Below are 24,114 nucleotides of genomic sequence, written 5' to 3' on the forward strand. Positions count from 1 at the left end.
CTATTTATTTGCACAATAGATAATTGAAAGCTTTTTTGAACAAATGCATACTAGAGCACGTTTGAAAAAGGCTCTAAACCGATGTATCTGCTACCGCATGATAATGTACCCACAGTAGATCAGATAGGCTGCTGCCATGATAATTCCTTCTCTACGGCTGATTTTTCTTCTGGTTCCTGCAAAGCTCCATACAAGTACTGTAAAGACCATAAGGATCACAATATCAATGATATTTTCCCGGATCAGACCTACCGGACTGATAGTTGCCGAAATTCCCAGAACCATTAAAATGTTAAAAATATTGGAACCAACCGCATTTCCAACTGCCATGTCTACTTCATTTTTTCTTGCTGCAACGATGGAGGTCACCAGCTCCGGAAGAGAAGTTCCCACTGATACAATAGTAAGTCCCACCAGCGTCTGGCTCATTCCAAGCTCAATGGCAATCCTGCTGGCCGTATCCACTGTAAGATCTCCGCCAAAAGCAATGGCAGCTGCGCCAATGATAAGAAAGAGAATGCTTTTTCCATAAGAAACCTCTTTCATATTTTCACATTCTTCTACACCTTCCACTTCAACCTTCTGTCCGGCTGCCCTTGCTTTCATTGCGCTACGCACCATTGTAAAAATATAACCGGCAAACAGCAGCAGAAAAATAATTCCATCCACATGTCCTAAGGTCATACCTGCTTTATCGCCAAGCCCCAGGATTCCCAGAACCAGCAGTAACAGTGCACAGCCAAGAGATAATGGGATATCTCTGGTTATTGTAGATTTCTGCACCATGATCGGTGTCAGGATGGAACAGACACCGATTACAAACATCAGATTAAAAATATTAGAGCCTACCACATTACTCACTGCAAGCTCATTGTTCTGTACCAGGGAAGCCGTTACACTGACTGCTGTCTCCGGCAGTGAGGTTCCCATTGCCACAATGGTAAGTCCAATGATAATAGACGGAACCTTTAATTTCTTCGCAATACTGGAGCTTCCCTCCACGAACAGATCAGCGCCTTTTACAAGAAAGGCAAATCCTACTACCAGAAGCAGAACTACCGCTACTACTGGAAGACCATTAATAAAATTCTCCATAATCTTCTCCTTTTTCCTAAACGGATATGTCTGCTTACGCAGACGCCACCATGATTGAAAGTCGATTGTGACCCGCCCTTGGCGCTCCCACAATCAACCATAGTAGTTACATTCTGTGAGGGAATAAAATCAGCCGGACTTTGGCTCGTTGCTCACGTAAACAAAAAGACTCATGTATGCTCTTTAAAAAGCATACATGAGTCTCATTCTTTAAGATTTGCCAGGCACTGTCAAAATCCAATGCCGCGACTGTTGACAAACCACGCTGCTGCGCGAACTACTCCCTCACGAACTTTATATGTGGGATTACTATATCAAATTGTTTTCATTCCGTCAAGACTTATTTAATCAATCCTCTTCAATATGCTCACGTCCCTGATCCATAATGGTCCGCACATGTTCATCTGCCAGGGAATAAAAAACAGATTTTCCCTCTCTCCGGCTCTTTACCAGTTTATTCTGCTTCAGAATACGAAGCTGATGGGAAATGGCAGATTGTGTCATATTTAAGACCTTCGCCAGATCGCACACGCAGACCTCTGCTTCAAAAAGCACAAACAGAATCCGGATTCTGGTAGAATCTCCGAACACTTTAAATAATTCTGCCAGATCATACAATTCATTTTCTTCTGGTATTGTATCATTTACGATCTGAAGCAGATTCTCATGGATTTCCCCACACTCACAGGTTTCAATCTCTTTATCCAAATCTTTTTTCATTTCATCAACACCTCATTACAGACTCAGGGAGCTGCTCTTAGCTCCCTGTAAACATCTCTTTTCCTATCAAAGATTCTTCACAAACAAGGTACGGATGGCATTCAGCACTGCAAGCACCATTACTCCCACATCTGCAAAAATCGCAACCCACATGTTTGCTATACCAAGCGCTCCAAGCACCAGGCAGATCAGCTTGACTCCGATTGCAAAATAAATATTCTCGTATACAATACGCATACATTTTTTCGCTATACGGATTGCTTTGGCAATCTTAACAGGATCATCATCCATAAGCACCACATCCGCTGCTTCAATCGCAGCATCAGAACCAAGGGCACCCATGGCAATTCCTACATCTGCTCTTGAAAGAACCGGTGCATCATTGATTCCATCACCAACAAAGACAAGCTTCTCTTTCTCCTGCTTATTTGCCAGCAGCTCCTCAACCTTGGAAACCTTATCTGCCGGAAGAAGCTCACTGTGCACTTCCCCGATTCCAAGCTCTGCTGCCACTGCCTCTGCCACCTTCTTCGAATCACCGGTAAGCATAACGGTCTTGGCAATACCTGCTTTCTTCAGATTCTCTATCGCCTCTTTAGCATGCGGCTTAACAATATCGGAAATCAGAATGTGACCTGCATATTTTCCATCCACAGCCATATGCACAACCGTTCCTACATGATGGCACTCTTTATATGCAATACCAAGGCGGTTCATCAGCTTGGTATTACCTGCTGCAACCTGTACTCCATCTACTTTTGCAACAACACCATTTCCGCCGATTTCTTCAATATCCGTCACACGGTTACGGTCAATGGGCTTCCCATATGCTTTCTGAAGGCTTTTGCTGATGGGATGGGAAGAGGAACACTCTGCATAAGCTGCATATTCCAGCAGCTTCTCGTCTTCCATCTCGTTATGATGGATGCCGCTTACCTCGAAAACGCCCTTTGTCATAGTTCCAGTTTTATCGAATACCACGATTTTTGCCTGGGAAAGGGTTTCCAGATAGTTGGAGCCTTTTACCAGGACTCCCTGGTTGCTGGCACCACCGATTCCTGCAAAAAAGCTAAGCGGAATACTGATCACAAGAGCACACGGGCAACTGATTACCAGGAACGTAAGGGCACGGTAGATCCAGTCTCCCCACTCTGGGGAAAGCCCCATAAACAACATTCTGCAAAGTGGCGGCAACACTGCAAGCGCCAAGGCGCTGTAGCAGACAGCCGGTGTATAATACTTGGCAAATTTGGAAATAAAGTTCTCAGATCTGGATTTCTTGGAACTGGAATTCTCTACCAGATCCAGGATCTTGGAAACTGTGGACTCCCCAAATTCCTTTGTGGTACGGATTTTCAGCACACCTGTCATATTGATGCATCCACTGATGACCTCTTCTCCAGCACGCGCATCTCTTGGAAGGCTCTCTCCGGTCAGGGCACTGGTGTTTAAAGTAGAGGTTCCTTCTTCTATGATTCCATCAATCGGAACCTTTTCTCCAGGCTGAACCACAATGACAGTTCCAACTTCCACTTCATCCGGATCCACTTTTTCCAGCTTGCCATCCTGCTCAATGTTCGCATAATCCGGACGGATGTCCATCAACTCACTGATATTTCTCCTGCTCTTTCCAACTGCATAGCTCTGGAAAAGCTCACCGATCTGATAAAACAGCATAACCGCTGTACCTTCCTGGTAATCCCCAAGAGCAATCGCTCCAATAGTGGCAACTGCCATCAGAAAGTTTTCATCAAATACCTGCCGGTTCTTAATTCCCTTAAATGCTTTTTTCAGAATGTCATAACCGATCACCAGATATGGGATCATGTACAATGCCATTCTAAAATAGCCTTCTACAGGAATAAAATGCAAAAGAACCAGAAGTACTATGGTAACAATGATTCTGACCAGAACTTTTTTCTGCTTCTTATTCATACTTTTACACATGCCCTGGGGCATGGCCTCCTTTTTGTATATTTGTAACTATCAGGCCCGGCATTTGTCTTTGCTTTAATCCAGGCATTGTTCTGAGCTTTCGTCCAAATTTTCCGCTCTCATACTGCAGCAATCCGCTTCTTTGATACAATTACGGATTCTGGCTGCAATGTCCAGACAGCCTAAAGCGTGTTTGAAAAAAGCTCTGGAGCCTGGAGCATTGCATCTTTTCTTCTTATTACTATCGCTGTATCCAGCTTTTCTTCTTATAAGAAGATTTCGCAGTCATCCTCTACCTTCTTGCAGTTCTTCAGAACTTCCTGCATAACACTCTTCGGTTCCTGTCCATCTTCAAACTCAACGATCATCTTCAGAGTCATGAAGTTCACAGTTGCATCCTTCACACCAGCTGTGTTCTTAGCAGCTTCCTCCATCTTGTTTGCACAGTTCGCACAGTCAACGTCGATTTTGTAAGTTTTTTTCATGGTAGTGATCTCCTTTTTGAAAATGTTCTCTTTTTCATATGAACAATTATTCATATGTTTGTTTCTATTATAGCACACAGTTTCATTCTGTCAATAGTTTTTGGACAAAATGCTTTTGATAAAATGATATCATGATTTTTTACTTTTTACTCTATTCAATTCTTACATTTTCATGTATAATAGACCAGATTAGTTCTTATACATATTATTATCCGAAGATAATAAACCTTAATACAACCAAAGGAGATCAACCATGAAAAGTTACCTGATCGTTTTCTTTATTTCCATGGTTCCGCTGATCGAGCTTCGTGGAGCCATTCCTTATGCAGTGGGTTTCGGACTTCCACTGCTTCCCTCTTACATCGTTGCCATCATTGGCAATATGCTTCCAGTACCATTCATCTATTTCTTTGCACGTAAGGTTCTGGAATGGGGCAAAGATAAACCTGTGATCGGACGTTTCTTCACCTTCTGCCTGGAAAAAGGGGAAAAAGGCGGAAAAGCTCTTCAGGCCAAAGCAGGCCGCGGATTGTTTATCGCACTTCTGCTTTTCGTAGGTATCCCGCTTCCCGGCACAGGAGCATGGACGGGCACTTTAGCTGCCAGCCTTCTTGACATGGACTTTAAGTCCAGCATCCTCGCAGTTATGCTCGGGGTTCTTCTTGCCGGTGTGATCATGGGCGCGGCAAGTGCAGGACTGTTTGGAGCATTGTTCGCAGTTTTCGCCTAGAGCATATTTGATGTTTGAAAAAGGCTTTCTGCAAGATCTGGTATCCATGAATTTTTATGCAACCATGCTGACGTCTGAATTTTTCTAATAATTCAAAAGAAGCATATGATGTTTACCATTGTTTTCCTTTGGTAACCCCATATGCTTCCTTTTTATTTTAACAAATCTTTTACCAATCCATTCCCAACGGTCACTGGAATTTATAAAATGGCTCCTCATCCCTTGTCCGGTACTCATGCTTTTCATAATAGCCGAGCAATGTGCCGTCTTCATCCCGAAGAGCTACCATATACACATCTTTTGCCTGTTTTTCATTATAGAAAGTATGAATCTGGTTATGCTCCCTGCTTTCCCGAAACCATCCCACTACTTTTTGGATCATCTCCCTTGACTGGGAATTATGACAGTTCATAAGGCTTTTTCCAATCAGTTTTTCACCGCCCCATTTGTGATAACTGCGAATAGCAGCCGGATTCATGTAAATAATCTGGTGCTCCAGATTACAGATCACTACAGAAGCGTTGTCCTGATCAATGATACTTTTAAAATATAAGTTCAAATCCATAATCTAAATTTCCTCTCTTTTGTGAAACACATATTTATCAAGCCGGTCAAATGCTTCCTTCACTCTTGACAGCGGAAGGGCCAGGTTCATACGGATTGCATACTCTCCATGGAATGGTCTTCCATCCTGCCACATAACCCCTGCCTCAAGGCCAGATTGCTCCAGTTCATCCATGGTTTTCCCATGCGCTTTACACCACTTCTCACAATCCAGAAACAACATGTAAGTTCCCTGTGGACGAGACACTTCCACTCCTTCGAAATGCTCTTCAATGTAATCGCAGGCATATTCCACATTTTGGGTAAGCACCTGGCAAAGCTCATCCACCCACTCATATCCCTCTGGCTGGTAAGCTCCGATCAGCGCATACATGGAAAGCAGATTCATATCATTATAATGGCTAAGGCTGGATTCCTTATCCACTCTGTCCCGCAGCCAGGAATTATAGATAATATGATAGCTTCCAATCAGTCCTGCAAGATTAAAGGTCTTGGACGGTGCATACATGGCGATGGTCCTGTTTCTTGCATCCTCTGAAATCATCTGGGTTGGAATATGCTTATTATCTCCCAGGATCAGATCCGACCAGATCTCATCAGAGACCACATACACATCATACTTCTTGAAAAGCTCCATGGCTTTTTCCAGCTCCCAGCGCTCCCATACCCTGCCAGTAGGATTGTGGGGACTGCACATAATACAGGCATGAATGCGGTTCTCCACGATTTTCTTCTCCATATCTGCATAGTCCATACGCCACACATGATCTTCATCTTTTTTCAGCTGGCTGTGTACAATATGATAGCCGTTATTGGTCAACGCACCTGTAAATCCCACATAAGTAGGAGAATGCACCAGCACACTGTCCCCTTTGGAGCACAGCACGTTCAATGCACTGACTACTCCGCCAAGCACACCATTTTCATAACCAATACACGCTTTCGTAAGCCCGGTTACCTGGTTTCTGTTCTCCTGCCATTTTATGATTTCCTGGAAATATTCCTCCCTTGGGGAAAAATAACCAAATGCCGGGTGTGCAGTTCTCTCTACGATTGCCTTCTGCACGGTAGGCACGGTTGGGAAATTCATGTCAGCGACCCACATGGGAATCCAATCCATTCCTTCCTTCAATGTCGCTCCTGCAAAATATTCATGATTAAAGCATCCTTCTATATAAGGTGCATCCACTGCGATGGCATCCTTTCCCTCACGGTTCAGAATACTGGTAAAATCGTATTTCATCTTCTATTCCTCCTGTTCCAGATAATGGATCTGGTTTCTGTTTACTTCAATGATCCCTTCTTTTCGCATTTTCCCAAGCTCATTTGACAATGCGCTTCTGTCCACACCCAGGTAGTCTGCAAGCTCCTGCCGGTTGAAGGGAATAATGAACCGGCTGCTGCCCTGCTGCACCATTTCCTGGGAGAAATAAGAAAGCAGCCTTCCACGGATAGACTTTGGCGCTGTGTGAAGACTTCGCCTGGAAAGCTCCAGGTTCTTTTTCGCCATAACCATCAGCATGTTCCGGATCAGCTTCTCATGGCATGGACAGGTATCCGGACAGGTGTGAAAAATTTTCCCAACTTCCAGAAAAAGGATCTGACAATCCTCCGCAGCAGTTACCCCTATAAGCAGTTTTTCCCCTGGAATGCAGGCATAAGTTTCCCCGAAAACCTGTCCTGGCGCAATCCGGTTCAGGATACTTTTATTTCCCATCATATCAATATTCTCAATATGAACGCTGCCTGTCAGCACAAGTCCCATAGCTTTCAGCTGATCCCCCACCTGACAGATAGTGCTTCCCTTGGCATAGCTCTGAGGTGTTGCATTTAAACAGGAAAGCATATGCTCTGTCTCCTCTGGACTGGTTCCCTGAAAGAGAAACGTCCTGGAAAGAAATTCATAATTCATTTTTTCTCCTTTTGTTGTTATAACAACATACTTGTTGGTTGAATTATATTATAGTACAGGTACGAAGTCAAGAACAGAAACTTATCTTATAAAATCATTCAGGAGGTTATTATATTATGGAACAGAATATGTTTTGTTTTCAATGTGAACAGACTGCCGGATGTACCGGCTGTACAGGTGCCAGAGGGGTCTGTGGAAAAACTGCCGATACCGCACGGCTTCAGGATGAACTTACAGGAGCACTGATCGGGCTCGCCCATGCAGCAGATGCCAATGCACCACTGGCAGAATCCACCTGGAAATTAATGGTGGAAGGTCTTTTTGCAACACTGACAAACGTAAGTTTCGACGATAAAGCCATCCAGGAGCTTACCAGCCGCGTTCATCAGGAAAAAGCCCGTCTTCATCCAGACTGCCTCAGCTGCGCTTCTCCCTGTGGTCACAATGACGATTATGACATGAAGCTTCTCTGGAATGCCCAGGAGGATATCCGTTCCCTGAAATCCCTGATTCTCTTTGGAATCCGCGGAATGGCAGCGTACGCCTATCATGCCATGACCCTTGGTTATACAGATACCGAGGTAAACGAATTTTTTGGAAAAGCACTCTTTTCCCTTGGAGAAGACTGGGATATGGATCTGCTTCTTCCTATTGTAATGGAAGTTGGAAAATATAATCTTTCCTGTATGGAACTTCTGGACCGTGCGAATACCAGCACTTACGGTACACCTTCTCCTGTAACCGTTCCGCTTACTGTAGAAAAAGGTCCGTTTATCGTGATCACTGGTCACGATCTCCACGATCTGAAGCTTCTTCTGGAGCAGACAGAAGGAAAAGGCATCAACATTTATACCCATGGCGAAATGCTTCCCTGCCACGCATATCCGGAGCTAAAAAAATACAGCCACTTAAAAGGAAATTTCGGTACTGCATGGCAGAACCAGCAAAAAGAATTTGCTGATCTTCCAGCACCTGTTCTTTTCACCACCAACTGTTTAATGCCACCAAAAGAAAGCTATATTGACCGTGTCTTTACCACCGGAACCGTTACCTTCCCGGGAACCGTTCATATTGATGAAGAAAAAGACTTCACGCCAGTTATCCAGCGTGCCATTGAGCTTGGTGGATATAAGGAAGATCAGCACTTTACCGGAATCAATGGTGGTACTTCCCTTACCACCGGCTTCTCACATGGCACCATCCTTGGTGTGGCAGATCAGGTGATCGATGCTGTAAAATCAGGTACCATCCGTCACTTCTTCCTGGTAGCAGGCTGTGATGGTGCTCGAAGTGGACGTAATTATTACACAGATTTTGTAAAACAGACACCTGCGGATTCCGTTATCCTTACCCTTGCCTGCGGAAAATACCGTTTTAACGATCTGGAGCTTGGAACCATCGGTAATCTTCCAAGACTGATGGATATGGGACAGTGTAATGACGCTTATGGTGCCATCAAAGTTGCCATAGCCCTGGCAGAGGCTTTTCACTGTGGTGTCAATGAGCTTCCTCTTTCCATGGTACTCTCCTGGTATGAGCAGAAAGCAGTTTCCATCCTGCTTACCCTTTTACACCTTGGAATCAAGAATATCCGTCTCGGCCCTACACTGCCGGCATTTCTTTCCAAAAATGTATTAAATTATCTTGTAGATAATTTCGGAATTGCTGCGATCACTACACCAGAGGAAGACTTAAGAACATTGCTGCAGAATGTATAAATTTTTTCTGCAAACAGAAAGGAAAAATCATGATCAGAAAAATCATTCATATTGATGAAGAAAAATGTAATGGCTGCGGGCTTTGTGCCCGTGCCTGCCACGAAAGTGCCATCGGAATCATAGATGGCAAAGCAAAACTGCTTCGCGAAGATTACTGTGACGGACTGGGAGACTGCCTTCCCGCCTGTCCCACAAACGCCATTTCCTTCGTGGAACGGGAAGCAGCTGCTTATGATGAAGCAGCAGTCCTGGAAAATAAGAAAAAACTGGCTGAAACTCCAGGTCACACTGGTTGTCCAGGCAGTATGGCAAGACGTATTCAAAAAAACGGGCACTCAGAAGACTCTGCCACCCCTATTATGAATGCCACTACTGTATCTGAATCCAAGCTTCAGCAGTGGCCCGTACAGATCAAGCTTGTCCCTGTCCATGCTCCATATTTTGACAACGCAGACCTTCTTATTGCAGCTGACTGTACAGCCTATGCCTATGCCAATTTCCACCAGGATTTTATAAAAGGAAAAATCACTTTGATCGGATGCCCGAAGCTTGACGCTGTCGATTACAGTGAAAAGCTGACCCAGATCATCCGCCAGAATAATATCAAAAGCGTAACCATCGTACGCATGGAAGTTCCCTGCTGCGGCGGTATCCAGCATGCAACGGTAAATGCCATGAAAGCAAGCGGTAAATTTCTCCCATGGCAGGTTTATACCATTTCTACAGATGGAAGAATCATTTCCTGATTTGTAACTGTTCAGAGCCAAGCGGATTTTATAACTCTAATATCATTTTCAAAACATTTATAACACTGTCCGGGCCAGGCTTCTCCAGCACATATCTGGCAGCCTGCTTTGCCTCTTCCCGGGCAGTGGTAACTGCATAACTTTTTCCAGCTTCCAGAAGCATACTTACATCATTGCAGTTATCTCCAAATGCTACTACTTCTTCTTTCTTCGTAATATTCAGACGTTCACAGAGCTTCTGAAGGGCATTTCCCTTTCCGGAATGCACATCCACGAAATCTACCCAGTAATTCCCGGAAGCCATGATCTGGATCTTATCTCCGAAATGTTCCTTTGCTATCCTTGCTCCTACGGCAGCATCCACTTGTTCGTTATACATAGCAACCTTTGTCATAGTCTCCGGTGCATCCAGCACATCAGCCACTTCATTTACATGAAGCTTATATCCCTCACGCAGCTTCTTCACAAAAGCCTGGTCTGCCCTCTCCACATACGCCTGGGCGCTGCCTGCAGTCATAAAAGAAGCCCCCTCCTGGCCTCTCACATATTCGACTACTTCTTTCAGAATATCTGCCGGAATAGCCATCTTCTCGATTACTTTTCCCTGATAAGAAATAATCCCACCATTTCCTGCAATAAAATAAATGTCATCCTTCACAGGTGCAAATACTCTTTCAATGCTGTCGTATTCTCTTCCACTTACCGCGGCGAAAACAATCCCTTTTGCTTTTAATTTACGGATAATGTCATAGATTTCCGGATTAATATCCATAGTTCCTTCTTTCAGAAGTGTACCATCCAGATCTGACGCGATCAGTTTTATCATACCCTAACCTCTTTTCTCTATATAAAAATCCACAGAATTTTCAGCTTCTTCCAGTGGAAATCCTGTGGATCATTATACTATGAAATTCTATGATTATCCAGAGCGTGTTTGAAAAAGACTGTCTATAAGACATAAATTTTACTTATGAACAATAGTTTCTTTCGGCACCTCTATGATATTCGCACATTCCTCATATCCTGCCGGAATTTTATCTGTAATCACAGTGGAACTGTAGAAATCTGCAAAAGTCACGGAACTGATATTATCAAACTTGGAGCTGTCACAAAGCACGTATCGTTCTCTGCACTGCTCCATAGCTGCTGCCTTCACCGCAGCCTCATTGGCATCCGGTGTGGTACAACCGCTCTTTTTGGTGATTCCATTAGTTCCGAAGAACCCTTTGGTAAAGTGATACCCGCGCAAGGTATTCATGGCCTGATTGCCGATTACTGCCTCTGTCGAGCTTTTCAGCTCCCCGCCTACAAGAAAAACCTTGAAGCCTCTTCCAGCCAATGTCTGGGCATGTACTACTGCATTGGTAACAAACACCGCTCTGGTGACCTGGAGAAATTTCAGCATGTCTGCCGTGGTCGTACCGGCATCAATATAAACAAAGTCCTCATCCTGGATCAGCCCTGCCGCATATCTGGCAATCCTGTGCTTCTCCTCTAACTTCAGTCCCATTTTTTCTGCAACTGAATATTCGTATGCCGTCACACGCTCTTTTAGTTCTACCGCACCACCGAAAACCTTCTCCAGCTTGCCTTCTTTATCCAGTGCTGTAATGTCTCTTCGTACTGTTGATTCTGATGTATCCAGAAGATCCTTTACTTCTGTGACTGTAATGCTGCCTTTTTCCCGCAGAAGTTTCAGGATGATCTCATGTCGCTGTTGTGTTAACATTCTTTTCCCGCCTTATAATCTGTAACATTCGTTTCCAGAATAATCTTACGAAGTGGCAGAATGCTTCCAGGTGAAACCGAAAGCTCATCCACTCCCATTGCAAGAAATTCTTTGGTAAGTGACTGGTCAGCACCAAGTTCCCCACAGATTCCAGCCCAGATGCCAGCCTTATGGGCATTCTCCACAACCATGGAGATCATGCGAAGCACTGCAGGATGATGAGGATCAAAAAACTGATCCAGCTGCGGATTCTGCCGGTCAATTGCCATAGTGTACTGACTCAGATCATTCGTTCCAATACTGAAGAAATCCACTTCCTTTGCCAGATCATCACTGATGATCGCAGCCGCCGGAGTCTCGATCATAATTCCCTGCTCCGGATTTCCGAACTCCACGCCCTGACTTGTCAGCTCTGTCTTCACTTCTTCTACGCTTTCTTTAATCTTACGAACTTCCTGTACGCTGGTGATCATGGGATACATGATCGCAATTTTGCCAAATGCACTGGCACGGAACAATGCACGAAGCTGTGTCTTAAAAATCTCCGGTCTGGTGAGGCAGATACGGATTGCCCTGCAGCCAAGTGCCGGATTCTCCTCATGCTCCATATGGAAATAATCACACTGTTTATCCGCTCCAATATCAAGGGTACGGATGATCACTCTCTTGCCAGCCATTGTCTGTGCAACCTGTCTGTAAATCTGGAACTGCTCTTCTTCCGTAGGAAAATCTTCTTTCTCCAGATAAATAAACTCACTTCTGAAAAGACCGATCCCACCGGCATCATTCTGGATCACAGTCGCCAGATCCTTGATGTTTCCAATATTAGCGTACAACATCACTTTCTGTCCGTCAAGTGTAATGTTCTCTTTTCCCTTCAAAGTCTGAAGAAGTTGTTTTCTGGCAAGATCTTCTTCCTGGCGTTTCCTCATTTCCTCTAATGTCGCCTGGTCTGGATCTACATAAAGGATTCCTTTCCCTCCATCTACGATTCCAAGTTTCCCATCCAGATCATCATCCAGGGACATGGATGTATTCACAAGTGCCGGAATTGCCATCGTCCTCGCCAGAATCGCAGTATGGGAATTCAGCGATCCCTTTACAGTAACAAAAGAAAGAACTTTATCTTTATCCATCTGTACCGTTTCTGACGGTGCCAGATCCAAGGCTATGATGATTTTCGGTTCATCCCCATCCAGTGTGCCTGCCTCTTCTCCATTTAAAATAGTGAGAAGGCGCTCTGAGATATCCCGTACATCCGCAGCACGTTCTCTCATATAATCATCATCCATAGCAGAAAACATCTGTGCATAATTATCACCAGTAGTCGCTACAGCGTACTCTGCATTCACTCCCTGGCTGCGGATAATATTTTCCACAGATTCATTATACCCATCATCTTCCATCATCATCTGATGAACTTCAAAAATCGCAGCATTGGCTTCTCCCACTTCTTTTAGGGCTTTATCATAAAGCCCCTGCAGCTGTCTGATTCCCTCTGCTTTCGCTTTCTCATAGCGTGCCATTTCCTGATCCGGATCATCTACTTTTACCCGTTTCACCTGCTGCTCTTTTTTCTGATAGACACTGATCTTACCGATGGCGATACCGCTAAAAACACTTTTTCCGTTATATATCTGCATTTTCATTCTCCCACTGAAAGTCTTTTTCAAACACGCTCTAAACTTTCCTGTAACTGCCCGGGGCCAATTACACTTACCAGATAAGAAAAAGAGACACACCAGCAGGCATGTCCCCTTTCTAACTTACAGAGTTTCCTGCATGAATTTGCTTACAGCTTCATATGCAGCATCTTCGTCTTCACCGTCAAAAGTAAGGGTAACTTCATCCCCTTTCTTTACTGCCAGTCCCATAACTCCGAAGATTGCCTTGCAATTCATAGCTTTTCCGCCTTTTGCGATCTTAATGTCAGAAGAAAATGCCTTTACTGCTTTTACAAGCTCTCCTGCTGGACGGGCATGGATTCCTTCTGGATCTGTTACTACATATTTAAACTCTCTCATGATTTTTTCCTCCGTTTTTTAACTTATTTGTTTTCTTGTCTTATTTATTTGATTACTTTACTTTTTCGTTTATTCAATTTCCAGTTCGTTTCATTCATAACTATTTATTATTTGTTTATATCCAATTTTACTTCCTGTGTCAATTCATTTTTCAGGCATTTTTCTTCTTTAATATTCCAAGCAGCACTGCCGAAACCACAGTTCCAACGACCAAGGCGATCACATACTGTACTGCATTTCCCATTACCGGTACCACAAAGATTCCACCATGTGGTGCCATTAAAGTACATCCAAATGCCATGGACATCGCTCCTGCAAGTCCAGATCCTATGATACAGGCCGGAAGCACGTGAAGCGGATCTGCTGCTGCAAAAGGAATCGCTCCCTCTGTAATAAAAGCAAGTCCCATAATAAAGTTCGTAGGGCCGGATTCCCTTTCCTCTTTCGTAAATCTGTCTTTAAAAAGGAGGGTAGCAAGTGCGATGGCGCATGGCGGAACCATACCGCCAACCATGACAGCTGCCATAATATCATAATTGCCAGCTGCGATTGCAGCAGTTCCAAACACATAAGCAGCCTTATTAAAAGGACCACCCATATCGATTGCCATCATACCGCCAAGGATCAGGCCAAGAACGATCTTGCTGGAGCTTCCCATAGAGGTAAGTCCATTGTTCAGGGCTGTATTGATACCGCCCATGACAGGCTCAACGACAAACATCATTAAAATTCCCATTACCAGAATACCCACAACCGGATAAATCAGAACCGGGGCAATCTTCTCCAGGGCTTCTGGAAGCTTCTCACATATCTTGCGAAGTCCCAGAATAATATAACCGGCAGCAAAACCTGCTACCAGGGCTCCAAGGAAGCCTGACGTTCCGCTATGCGCCATCATTCCACCTACAAAGCCAAGTGCAAGCGCCGGTCTGTCACCGATTGCCATTGCAATAAACCCTGCAAGAACCGGAAGCATAAAGCCAAATGCTGTATCACCAATCTGCTTGAACATTGCAGCGGCTGGCGTGATCGTACCGAAGTTGGCCCGCTGGGCTACATCAAGGGCATTCATATCTACCATAAGACCATCGATCAGAAATGCAATGGCAATCAGAATACCACCGCCAACAACGAATGGAAGCATATGGGAAACACCATTCATCAGCTGTGTATAAATCTTATGGCCTACACCGCCCCCGGACTTACTCTGGCTCTTAGCTGCTGCAGACGCATTTCCACTATGATATACCGGTGCATTACCAGACATAGCCAGCTCGATCAATTCATCCGCTTTATTGATTCCGTCTGATACCTGACGCTGGATTACCTTCTTGCCATCAAAACGATCCATGGGAACCTGTGCATCTGCTGCAACGATAATACAATCTGCATCCTGAATCTCCTGGTCCGTAAGCACATTCTTGGCACCGCCAGAGCCTCGCGTCTCAATCTTCACAAAACAGTTCTTCGCCTTAGCTGCCTTCTCAATCCCCTCTGCAGCCATATAAGTATGCGCAATTCCCGTAGGACAGGAAGTGACTGCCAGAATCTTAAACTGGTCGTCCTTAGCTTCGCCCATATCTGCCAGACGCTCATCTACACTCTTCTTCTCCTCGTCCGCCTGGTCAATGATCGACAGGAATTCTTCTGGTGTCTTCGCATTGCGGAGACTTCTGGTAAATTCTTCATCCATCAGCATCATGGAAAGCTTACTCAGTACATCCAGATGTACATTATCCTCTGTATTGGGCGCCGCGATCAGGAATAAAAGAGTAACCGGCTCTCCATCCAGGGAATCAAAATCAACTCCTCCAGGAATTATCATAGCTGCCAGTCCAGGCTTCTTAACTGCATCACATTTCCCATGAGGAATTGCAATTCCCTCGCCAATTCCGGTCGTGCTCTCTTCCTCTCTTGCATAAACCTGCTTATGGTATGCTTCCTGGTCATCAATCTTACCACTCTTTGCCATAAGAGCAACTGCTGCGTCCAGAGTCTGGGATTTATCAGTGGGTGCAGCATTCAATGAAATACTTCTTACATCCAGTAAATCTGTGATCCTCATTTCTTCCATTCCTCCTGGTCTTATCCTATGATCTGCTGATAAACAGCCTGAATCTCCTCACGGGTAGCCAGATTCTCCGAAAATGCACTGGCGCTTCCTGCTGCAATTCCCATATGGAATGCATACTCATAATCCTGCTTCTCCATATAACCTGCCATAAATCCGGCTACCATGGAATCTCCGGCTCCAACACCATTGATCAGCTTCCCTCTCGGAGCTGGCTCCTCATATACCTTACCATTCTCTGCAATCAGTACTGCACCTTCTCCAGCCATGGAAATCAGTACATTAACAGCGCCTAATTCCTGCAGCTTCTTACCGTATGGGATAACAGACTGACGTGTCTCAAGCTTCACACCGAAAATCTCGCCCAGCTCATGGTTATTCGGCTTAATGAGAAATGGATGATAGGGAAGAACCTTCATCAGAAGATCCCGTGTCGCATCTACTGCAATCCTCACTCCTCTGCCGTCCAGCATCGCCATAATCTTCTGATAGGCATCATCCGGCATAGAAGATGGAATACTTCCGGAAAGAAACAGTACATCTCCCTCTCCCAATTCTCCCAGCTGTTTCATCAGAAGCTCTACCTTATCCTTGCCAATCCTTGGTCCCTGTCCATTGATCTCAGTACCGTCTATACTCTTCAGCTTCAGATTGATTCTGGAAAAGCCTTCGCCCACCTGGATAAAACCATTCTTCACACCCATCTCTTCTAAGCGTCTGGTGATCTCCTCTCCTGTAAATCCTGCGGTAAATCCAAGGGCTGTGCTCTCAATTCCAAGATTCCTCAGAACTGTGGAGACATTAATTCCCTTGCCGCCTGGCAAGAGCATCTCCGAACTGGTGCGATTGGTAAGACCAAGCTGGAAGTCCTCTACCGACACAATATAATCCAAAGAGGGATTAAAAGTTACCGTGTAAATCATTTCTGCCTCCTGCTTATTTTTGCTTGTTTTTGATTTGTTGTGCTTATTATACTTTCATATATAGTCAAAGTCAATCAATCTTTTTCACAAGATTGACGTTTGATTTTATTAAGATTGCACAATTGTGATTTATTTTGACCGAGTTTGCATTTTCGTTTTCGCTCAGGTTCATAAGCACTCCATGTATGAATATTCACTGCTTTCTTTAGTAATACCCACCTGAATCCTTTCTTACTCTTGTAAAATTATTTTTATTTCGCTTTACAATAATGTGTATCTTTGTATCTTGCTATTTCTCAACCAAAAAGAATCCTGCTGACGGAATTTCCTATTGCATAAAAAATGCAGTTCCAGACTTTTCAGCCCGAAATCTGCATTTTTTATTCATATTCAAATCCGTCACCCAGAAGCGTGTGCAAAAAAATCTTAATCCGTCCGGAGTGCGGTTACCGGATCACTTTTAGCTGCCTTTCTTGATGGAATCAAACCACCAAGCAGCGTCAGCACAACACTCAGTCCGATCAGGATCACCGCCGCCACTGGTGGAAGCGCTGCTTTTACGTTCACACCGTTAGCCACTGATCGGATAATACGGTTGGCAGGAATCAGGAGCAACAACGTGATTCCGATTCCCATAGCCCCTGCACAAAAACCAATAATAAAGGTTTCCGCATTAAATACCTGCGACACATTATGCCTGGAAGCACCAATGGCACGTAAGATACCGATTTCTTTTTTCCTCTCAAGAACACTGATATAAGTAATAACACCGATCATAATAGAAGAAACCACAAGGGAAATTGCCACAAATGCCACCAGCACATAACTGATAATATTTACAATATCCGTTACCGAAGACATTAAAGTTCCCACAAGGTCTGTGTAGGTGATCACTTTTTCATCCTCCCCAGCGGCCTCCATGTCTGCATTGTACTGATCCAGGATATTGACGATCTCTGACTTGCATTCAAAGTCCTTCGGATAAATATTAATGCCGCCAGGAACCATCAGATCAGCATAACCAAGCTTTTTCAGATTGCCGTCATAGGAAGCGCTGTCGGATGACAACAGAGACATCATAAGCTCAGAAAGATCATCCTCATTCATATTCATCTGAATCGCCTTGGCAAATGCCTCCGGATCGATCTGGAATGCATCCTCCATACCACTCATGCCGCTTCCAAGTCCACTCATTGCCTGTCCCATGGCAGATGTGATACTGGAAGTTACACTGGTCATCACGGACTGCAGTGCATCCTGCATACCGGAACTGATATTTCCCATCATCTGCTCCATTGCAGTCTGGATTCCCTTTGTCAGCTGCTTTTCCACCTGTCCCATCACATCTGTAAATTTAGACTCAATGCCCTTGGTGATCGCATCGGAAAAAGAGGTCATCATAGTTTTCATATATGTTTCCATTGCCTGGGAAAACTGCTTCTGCACCTCACTGGTATCCACCATTGCCGTAAGTCCATTCAGCAGACGGCTTCTGGCATCGTCTGTCTGCATATATTCCATAAAATATGTGACCAGGTTTGCCGGATCCGGAAGTTCATTTTTCTTCGCATATTCCGGATAAGCTGCCACAACATCCTGTAAAAGCAGATCCTGGATCTGTTTCGTGGTGATATTTACTGTCACACTGGTTTTGATCAGATTTTCTGCTTCCTGCTTTATCTGCTGCTGGATCTCTGCCTGGCTAAGAAACGCCAGAAGGCTGGCTGCATCTGTCTGCTGGATTCCATTTGCCTTTACATACTCCTGATACTGGTTCATCAGGCCCACAGCTATCGCGATCACCTTCTCTGATGAAACATCCACCGTTACATTCTTTTTTACAAGCTCCTGCAAATCCTTGCTCAGACGATCGTTCATTTCCTTAGAAGTAAGGTACTGCTTCAGGGCAGCCTGCATTTTGTTCTGGTCTGCCTCCGGCTTTCCTTTGATGCTCTCCTGATAACCAGCCATAACATCCTTCAACAATGCATTTATCTGTTCTTCTGTAAAATTAAATTTTACTGCTTTCAGTGCCTCGCTCATATCCGGCATCTGGTCTGCCGGCAGGCTTTTCATAATTTCTTCCGGATCGATCATATCCGAAAAATCCAGGTTCAGATCATCCATCTTAATCAGTCCGGAAAAATCTGGCATACTGCTTTCATCCAGTCCCAGATTTCCTGACAGACCTGACATATCAGGCATATCTACATTCAGGTCAGACAACCCGGACATACTGGAAAGATCCATATTGAATCCACTGGTATCGATTTTGAAAGCTTCCTGCAGCGCATCCGCATTAATAGAAAACAGGGATTCCATATCGAACTTACTGTTTTCATCCTCTTCTTTTCCAAATTCTTCCCCTGTGAAAACATTGATCTTTTCATCCGCCAGCTGCTGTTTTACAATTTCACTGGAAGCAGCCTTTTCGATCACATGATTTGTAAGAGCATGGGTATAACAGATTCCTGCTGTCAGCATGGATGCAGTTGCGCCCTCTACCGGCTTCACGATTCCCACAATCGTGAGATCTTCCCCGTTTTTCACCAGTTTTTTCATATAAGAGGTATTGTCCGATTTATCTTTCCAGACTTTATATTCCTCATCATATTCATAATAATCAGTGCTGCTCACAAGCTTGAACTTCGTTCCCAAGATCTGGTCATAGGTATAGGGGCCTGTATTTTCCGGGGTTTCCACCGACTCTTCTGCCATAAATTTCTGCACCATATCATCCAGCTCCCTGCTGTCCCGCAGCCCCAGTGTATATTGCAGAAAATCACTGATATCTCCCTGTGAAGTGAGCACCAGCACACATTCATTATATTTCTCAGGCCATCTTCCCGCTTTCACATCATACTGATCCTGGTACAGCTCTGCATCTTCTGGCATTTCATAAAATACATCCGTACTCATGGTAGAAGACATGATGCTGTTTGAAGAGCCAGAGCCAAGACCCATAGCGGAAAAAGATTTATCCGGATTTACCTGACGGAAACTATCCTTCTCTTCCCGGAAAATCTGAGGAGAAACAGAATAAGTGTACTCAACCGAATTGGCATATTGGGAAATCCCACTGTCCTCACTGTCCAGATAGTTTTTTAAAGATTCCAGGTCATTGGAATTCATTTTGGAAAACATATTGGTGACCATCTGGGCCACCCCGACTTCTCCATCTTTTTTCTCACTCTGGGCAGTCGCTGCCCCCATCATCATGGATGTAAGATCCACTCCTGTACTCTGGATCTGCAACGGATATTCTGAAAGAGTCTCTTCCTCCATATCCGTAATATATTTATCCACGCCATTTGATATGGAAAGAATCAGTGCGATACCGATAATTCCTATGGAACCAGCGAAGGATGTAAGCAGGGTCCTTGCCTTCTTCGTCTTTAAATTCTCAAAGCTGAGGGAAAGTGCCGTAAAAAAGGACATGGAAGACTTTCCCATATTTTTGTGGACTGGTGGTGCCATTTTTTCACTGTCAATCACAAACGGATCTGTATCTGACAGGATCCTTCCATCCTTTACCGTAACGATCCTGGTCGCATAAAGCTTCGCAAGCTCCGGATTATGGGTAACCATAACCACCAGGCGCTCTTTGGCAACCTCCTGTAACAGGTCCATAACCTGGACACTGGTATCTGAATCCAATGCTCCTGTCGGTTCATCGGCAAGAAGTATTTCCGGATCATTTACAAGAGCCCTGGCAATGGCTACTCGCTGCATCTGTCCGCCTGACATCTGACTTGGTCTTTTATGAAGCTGGGCACCAAGTCCCACCTTTTCCAGAGCCTCTTTTGCCCGCCGTCTCCGTTCCCCTTTGGAAACACCGGAAATGGTAAGGGCAAGCTCTACATTTGCCAGAACCGTCTGATGGGGAATCAGATTATAGCTCTGGAACACAAATCCGATGGTATGGTTACGGTAGGAATCCCAGTCCCTGTCCTTATATTTCTTTGTAGAAATCCCATTGATGATCAGGTCACCACTGTCATACCGGTCCAGGCCACCGATGATATTCAGAAGAGTGGTCTTTCCCGAACCACTGGGGCCAAGAATCGCCACAAATTCATTGTCACGAAGGCTGAGGCTGACCCCGTCAAGTGCCCGCTGCACCAGATTCCCAGTTCTGTATTCTTTGTGTATGTCTTTGATCTGAAGCACAGATTACTTCCTTTCTATTAACATGATGTCAACTAATCCCACTGTAACATATCTATTTGTCACAGAATGTACCCCATTATAACCTTAAAATGTGAACATATTGTGACTTAAAATGAACCATTCTCTTGAAATTCAACCATTCCTATCGTATAATAAGGAAATACATTACCACTTTAGAGAGATGATGTGCACAGACTGCATTGGAATTTCACACATACAGTCTGATATCATGAACTTCAGAAAGGATGAAAAAAATGAAGGTTTTACTTTTAAACGGCAGTCCGCGTAAAGAAGGCTGCACCTTCACTGCACTTAGTGAAGTCGCAAAAACACTGAACAACAATGGAATTGACACTGAGATTTTCCAGGCCGGAAATCCAGATACAGATAATGTAAAAGCCGCCGCGGCGAAATTAAAGGAGGCGGACGCTCTGGTGGTAGGTTCCCCGGTATACTGGGCTTCCCCATCCGGACAGATCATCGAATTTATGGATAAGCTATGCTCCATGGCTGGAAAAGACATGCTTCACAAACCGGCAGCAGCGGTTGCCTCCGCAAGAAGAGCCGGAACTACCGCCACTCTTGATGTACTCCAGAAATATTTCAGCTACCACGAAATGCCACTGGTATCTGCCAACTACTGGAACATGGTACATGGCAATACCCCTGCCGAAGTAGCCAAGGATGAAGAGGGTCTTCAGATCATGCGTACCCTTGGAAACAATATGGCATGGCTTCTGAAATGCCTGGAAGCAGGAAAAGCAGCCGGAATTGCCACTCCACAGGCCGAAGATAAAATCAAGACTAATTTTATCCGTTAATAGTGCATATCCTGATTTTCAATTTTCAGTAACTGTTCAGAGCCAACCTCCAAAATGCGACCCATTTCGTCGGTGTGGCGTATCCGCCAAATGGATTTATGTGCAAAAGTGTTCATTCATGCAAGCATGATTCACACTTTTGCACAAAAATCCGCTTGGCTCTGAACAGTTACAATTTTCACTATAAAACTTCCAGAGAGGTATTTTATGCTGCAAATAATCGAAACTATCAATACAGCTGTAAATAATTTTATCTGGGGCGTTCCTGCCATGGTCTGTATTTTCGGAGTTGGTCTTTACCTGAGTATCCGCACCAATTTCCTTCAGATCCGCAAGTTCCCCTACGCGATCAAAACTACCCTCGGACGTATCTTTCGCAAGCGTGATGCTTCCGACGGTGCTATCACTCCTTTCCAGGCTGTGTGTACAGCTCTGGCCGCCACAGTTGGTACCGGTAATATTGCCGGTGTAGCAGGCGCTATCGCCATTGGTGGCCCGGGTGCCATATTCTGGATGTGGGTTTCCGCACTGTTTGGCATGTGTACCAAATATGCCGAGGTTACCCTGGCTGTCCACTTCCGTGAGATTAACGCAAACGGTGAGCTGGTAGGCGGTCCTATGTATTACATTAAAAATGGCCTTGGGAAAAAATGGCACTGGCTGGCTTATCTGTTCGCTGCTTTCGGTGTACTCACCGTATTCGGAACCGGTAATGCCACACAGGTAAATACTATTACCACCGCTATTAATTCTGCCTTAATGAATTATAATATCATTAACGAAAATGCAGTTCCTACCTCCAATCTGATCATCGGTATCGTGATCGCAGTTCTCATTGCCATGATCCTTCTTGGCGGAATCAAACGTATCGGACAGGTTACAGAAAAGCTGGTTCCATTTATGGCTCTGCTTTACATCATCCTCGGATTCGGAGTGATCATTCTGAACATCCAGAATGTGCCATCTGTGTTTGCTTCTATTTTCCGTGGTGCTTTCCAGCCCTCCGCAGTGACCGGTGGAATTGTAGGAAGTATGTTCCTCAGTTTGAAAAAGGGTGTATCCCGTGGTATTTTCTCCAACGAAGCTGGTCTTGGTACCGGATCCATCGCACATGCCTGCGCAGATACCAAGAAGCCTGTAAAACAGGGTATGTTCGGTATTTTTGAAGTATTTACAGACACCATCGTGATCTGTACTCTTACTGCACTTGTTATCCTTTGCAGTGGTGTTCCCATTGCTTACGGAGAGGCCGCAGGCGCAGAACTGACAATTTCAGGCTTCACTTCTACATACGGAAGCTGGGTATCTATTATCACAGCTGTTGCCATGTGCTGTTTCGCATTTTCCACAGCACTTGGATGGGGACTTTACGGTGCCCGCTGTATCGAATTCCTGTTTTCTGAAAAAGTGATCAAACCATTTATGGTTGTCTATTCCCTGGTTGCCATCCTTGGTGCAACTGCAAATCTTGGCCTGATGTGGAACATTGCAGAGACCTTTAATGGTCTTATGGCAATCCCGAACCTGATTGCCTTGTTCCTGCTTTCCGGCACAGTCGTGAAGCTGACTAAGGAATATTTCGCCGGAGAAGGCAGAAATAGCTAAAAGCTCCACTCACATTTTTGTAAAACCGCTTGTTCCGGATTAAAATTGGTTTCAGTTCAAAATTGATTTCGGTTCAAAAAAAGAGGGCTATCCCAAAACAATGGGATGGTCCTACTTTTTTAATTCCAGATTCTTCACATTTATGCTCTTTACCAGCAGCAATCAGTCTTTTGTTTCTTCTTTTGTTTCTTCTTTTGTTTCTTCTTTTGTTTCTTCTGTTGTATCTTCTGCTGCCTTTTCATCTGCTGTATCTGCAGCTTCTTCTTTGGCATCAGAAGCTTCTTCACCTTCTTCTTCCTCACCGATCACAACTGCATTTTTCTCTTCCTCAGTCTGCTCTTTTGCATCTGTAACGCTTACCTTATGGTCGTACCATTTGCCCTTTGTACCAAGGATTGCAAGATCAAACTCCTCATCCAGTTTTTCCACCGGAATATTAAATCCATAAACCTCCTCAGAGATTCCATCACTGTAAGTTACAGTATCTGTAGTTGGTGCGATCAGCTTAGCGCCGTCTTTCTGGGCATCTTCTGCTGTTCCAAGGAAAAGGTTTACGATGTTCTTGGAAACAAGGCTGATATGAACGGTCATTTTGCCATCCTTAACAGTAAGAGTGGCTCTGCCATTGCAGGCCTCATTCACATGGAACATACCGCTGTCTGTATCAAACTCTACACCATATACACCGTCTTCCAGCTCACTGTCTGTGCTGTCTGCATCCTTAGAGTCTTCTGCTGCCTCTATTGTCTCGGTATTCTCTTCTGTGACTTCTGTCTCTGCCCATACTGGAGCAACTGTCCCTACTGTCATGGCAGACATGCTTACTGCAGTTAATAAAACAACTAATGAACGTTTCATAATAACAC

General features: G+C 44.5%; 20 protein-coding genes. 5 read left to right on the forward strand and 15 right to left on the reverse strand.

Annotation, left to right across the window (positions count from 1 at the left end; all coding sequences use genetic code 11):
- Nucleotides 1–90: 90 nt before the first annotated feature.
- From ACTQWB_RS08450 to ACTQWB_RS08465, 4 genes are all read right to left on the reverse strand, one after another.
- Nucleotides 91–1,095, reverse strand: a complete 1,005-nt coding sequence (locus ACTQWB_RS08450) for a calcium/sodium antiporter (protein WP_441501460.1) — start codon at nt 1,093–1,095, stop codon at nt 91–93.
- Nucleotides 1,096–1,443: 348 nt separating this feature from the next.
- Entirely contained in the window at nt 1,444–1,815 is a 372-nt protein-coding gene (locus ACTQWB_RS08455; protein WP_441501459.1) for an ArsR/SmtB family transcription factor, read from the reverse strand.
- A 66-nt stretch (nt 1,816–1,881) separates the two neighbouring features.
- Nucleotides 1,882–3,750, reverse strand: a complete 1,869-nt coding sequence (locus ACTQWB_RS08460) for a heavy metal translocating P-type ATPase (RefSeq protein WP_441501553.1) — start codon at nt 3,748–3,750, stop codon at nt 1,882–1,884.
- 266 nt (nt 3,751–4,016) lie between these two features.
- Nucleotides 4,017–4,235 (reverse strand): cation transporter, encoded by a 219-nt coding sequence (locus tag ACTQWB_RS08465; RefSeq protein WP_441501458.1) that lies wholly within the window; start codon nt 4,233–4,235, stop codon nt 4,017–4,019.
- Between the two features lie 253 nt (nt 4,236–4,488).
- Between ACTQWB_RS08465 and ACTQWB_RS08470 the strand changes: the two genes are divergently transcribed.
- The gene (locus tag ACTQWB_RS08470) at nt 4,489–4,965 is read left to right on the forward strand and encodes a COG2426 family protein (protein ID WP_441501457.1); all 477 of its coding nucleotides are present in this window, start codon (nt 4,489–4,491) and stop codon (nt 4,963–4,965) included.
- Between the two features lie 190 nt (nt 4,966–5,155).
- Here the strand turns inward: ACTQWB_RS08470 and ACTQWB_RS08475 are convergent, their stop codons facing one another.
- The 3 genes from ACTQWB_RS08475 to ACTQWB_RS08485 are packed head-to-tail and all read right to left on the reverse strand — an operon-like array spanning nt 5,156 to nt 7,441.
- On the reverse strand, nt 5,156–5,530 hold the full coding sequence (locus tag ACTQWB_RS08475) for a PAS domain-containing protein (RefSeq protein ID WP_441501456.1): 375 nt from the start codon (nt 5,528–5,530) through the stop codon (nt 5,156–5,158).
- 3 nt (nt 5,531–5,533) lie between these two features.
- Entirely contained in the window at nt 5,534–6,772 is a 1,239-nt protein-coding gene (locus ACTQWB_RS08480) for a MalY/PatB family protein (protein ID WP_441501455.1), read from the reverse strand.
- Between the two features lie 3 nt (nt 6,773–6,775).
- Nucleotides 6,776–7,441, reverse strand: a complete 666-nt coding sequence (locus tag ACTQWB_RS08485; protein ID WP_441501454.1) for a Crp/Fnr family transcriptional regulator — start codon at nt 7,439–7,441, stop codon at nt 6,776–6,778.
- A gap of 116 nt (nt 7,442–7,557) precedes the next feature.
- On the opposite strand from ACTQWB_RS08485, the gene hcp reads away from it, so the two are divergent.
- Nucleotides 7,558–9,159, forward strand: a complete 1,602-nt coding sequence (hcp, locus tag ACTQWB_RS08490) for a hydroxylamine reductase (protein ID WP_441501453.1) — start codon at nt 7,558–7,560, stop codon at nt 9,157–9,159.
- Nucleotides 9,160–9,188: 29 nt separating this feature from the next.
- Nucleotides 9,189–9,905 (forward strand): ATP-binding protein, encoded by a 717-nt coding sequence (locus ACTQWB_RS08495; protein ID WP_441501452.1) that lies wholly within the window; start codon nt 9,189–9,191, stop codon nt 9,903–9,905.
- Between the two features lie 28 nt (nt 9,906–9,933).
- On the opposite strand, the gene ACTQWB_RS08500 is transcribed toward ACTQWB_RS08495, so the two are convergent.
- From ACTQWB_RS08500 to ACTQWB_RS08530, 7 genes are all read right to left on the reverse strand, one after another.
- Nucleotides 9,934–10,731 carry an HAD family hydrolase gene (locus ACTQWB_RS08500; RefSeq protein ID WP_441501451.1) on the reverse strand — a complete coding sequence of 266 codons (798 nt, stop codon included), beginning with the start codon at nt 10,729–10,731 and terminating at the stop codon, nt 9,934–9,936.
- Nucleotides 10,732–10,869: 138 nt separating this feature from the next.
- Nucleotides 10,870–11,634, reverse strand: coding sequence for a DeoR/GlpR family DNA-binding transcription regulator (locus tag ACTQWB_RS08505; RefSeq protein WP_441501450.1), 765 nt, complete (start codon nt 11,632–11,634; stop codon nt 10,870–10,872).
- Nucleotides 11,628–13,277, reverse strand: coding sequence for a phosphoenolpyruvate--protein phosphotransferase (gene ptsP / locus ACTQWB_RS08510; RefSeq protein WP_441501449.1), 1,650 nt, complete (start codon nt 13,275–13,277; stop codon nt 11,628–11,630). Before ptsP ends, ACTQWB_RS08505 begins: the two co-directional genes overlap by 7 nt.
- Before the next feature lie 123 nt (nt 13,278–13,400).
- A complete protein-coding gene (locus tag ACTQWB_RS08515; RefSeq protein WP_441501448.1) occupies nt 13,401–13,658 on the reverse strand; it encodes an HPr family phosphocarrier protein in 258 nt (85 codons plus the stop codon).
- Nucleotides 13,659–13,809: 151 nt separating this feature from the next.
- Complete coding sequence (locus ACTQWB_RS08520; protein WP_441501447.1) at nt 13,810–15,723, reverse strand: PTS fructose transporter subunit IIABC; 1,914 nt, start codon at nt 15,721–15,723, stop codon at nt 13,810–13,812.
- Between the two features lie 20 nt (nt 15,724–15,743).
- Complete coding sequence (gene pfkB / locus ACTQWB_RS08525) at nt 15,744–16,652, reverse strand: 1-phosphofructokinase (protein WP_441501446.1); 909 nt, start codon at nt 16,650–16,652, stop codon at nt 15,744–15,746.
- A 426-nt stretch (nt 16,653–17,078) separates the two neighbouring features.
- Nucleotides 17,079–20,822, reverse strand: coding sequence for an ATP-binding cassette domain-containing protein (locus ACTQWB_RS08530; protein ID WP_441501445.1), 3,744 nt, complete (start codon nt 20,820–20,822; stop codon nt 17,079–17,081).
- 254 nt (nt 20,823–21,076) lie between these two features.
- Here ACTQWB_RS08530 and ACTQWB_RS08535 point away from each other — a divergent pair, with 254 nt between their 5' ends.
- Nucleotides 21,077–21,643 carry a flavodoxin family protein gene (locus ACTQWB_RS08535; protein WP_441501444.1) on the forward strand — a complete coding sequence of 189 codons (567 nt, stop codon included), beginning with the start codon at nt 21,077–21,079 and terminating at the stop codon, nt 21,641–21,643.
- 207 nt (nt 21,644–21,850) lie between these two features.
- Nucleotides 21,851–23,248, forward strand: coding sequence for an alanine/glycine:cation symporter family protein (locus tag ACTQWB_RS08540; RefSeq protein ID WP_441501443.1), 1,398 nt, complete (start codon nt 21,851–21,853; stop codon nt 23,246–23,248).
- 162 nt (nt 23,249–23,410) lie between these two features.
- Here ACTQWB_RS08540 and ACTQWB_RS08545 read toward each other — a convergent pair whose 3' ends face one another.
- Nucleotides 23,411–24,106 (reverse strand): hypothetical protein, encoded by a 696-nt coding sequence (locus ACTQWB_RS08545; protein ID WP_441501442.1) that lies wholly within the window; start codon nt 24,104–24,106, stop codon nt 23,411–23,413.
- Nucleotides 24,107–24,114: the final 8 nt, after the last annotated feature.

The organism is Blautia sp. HCP3S3_H10_2 (assembly GCF_052122375.1).
Lineage (GTDB): Bacteria > Bacillota > Clostridia > Lachnospirales > Lachnospiraceae > Blautia_A.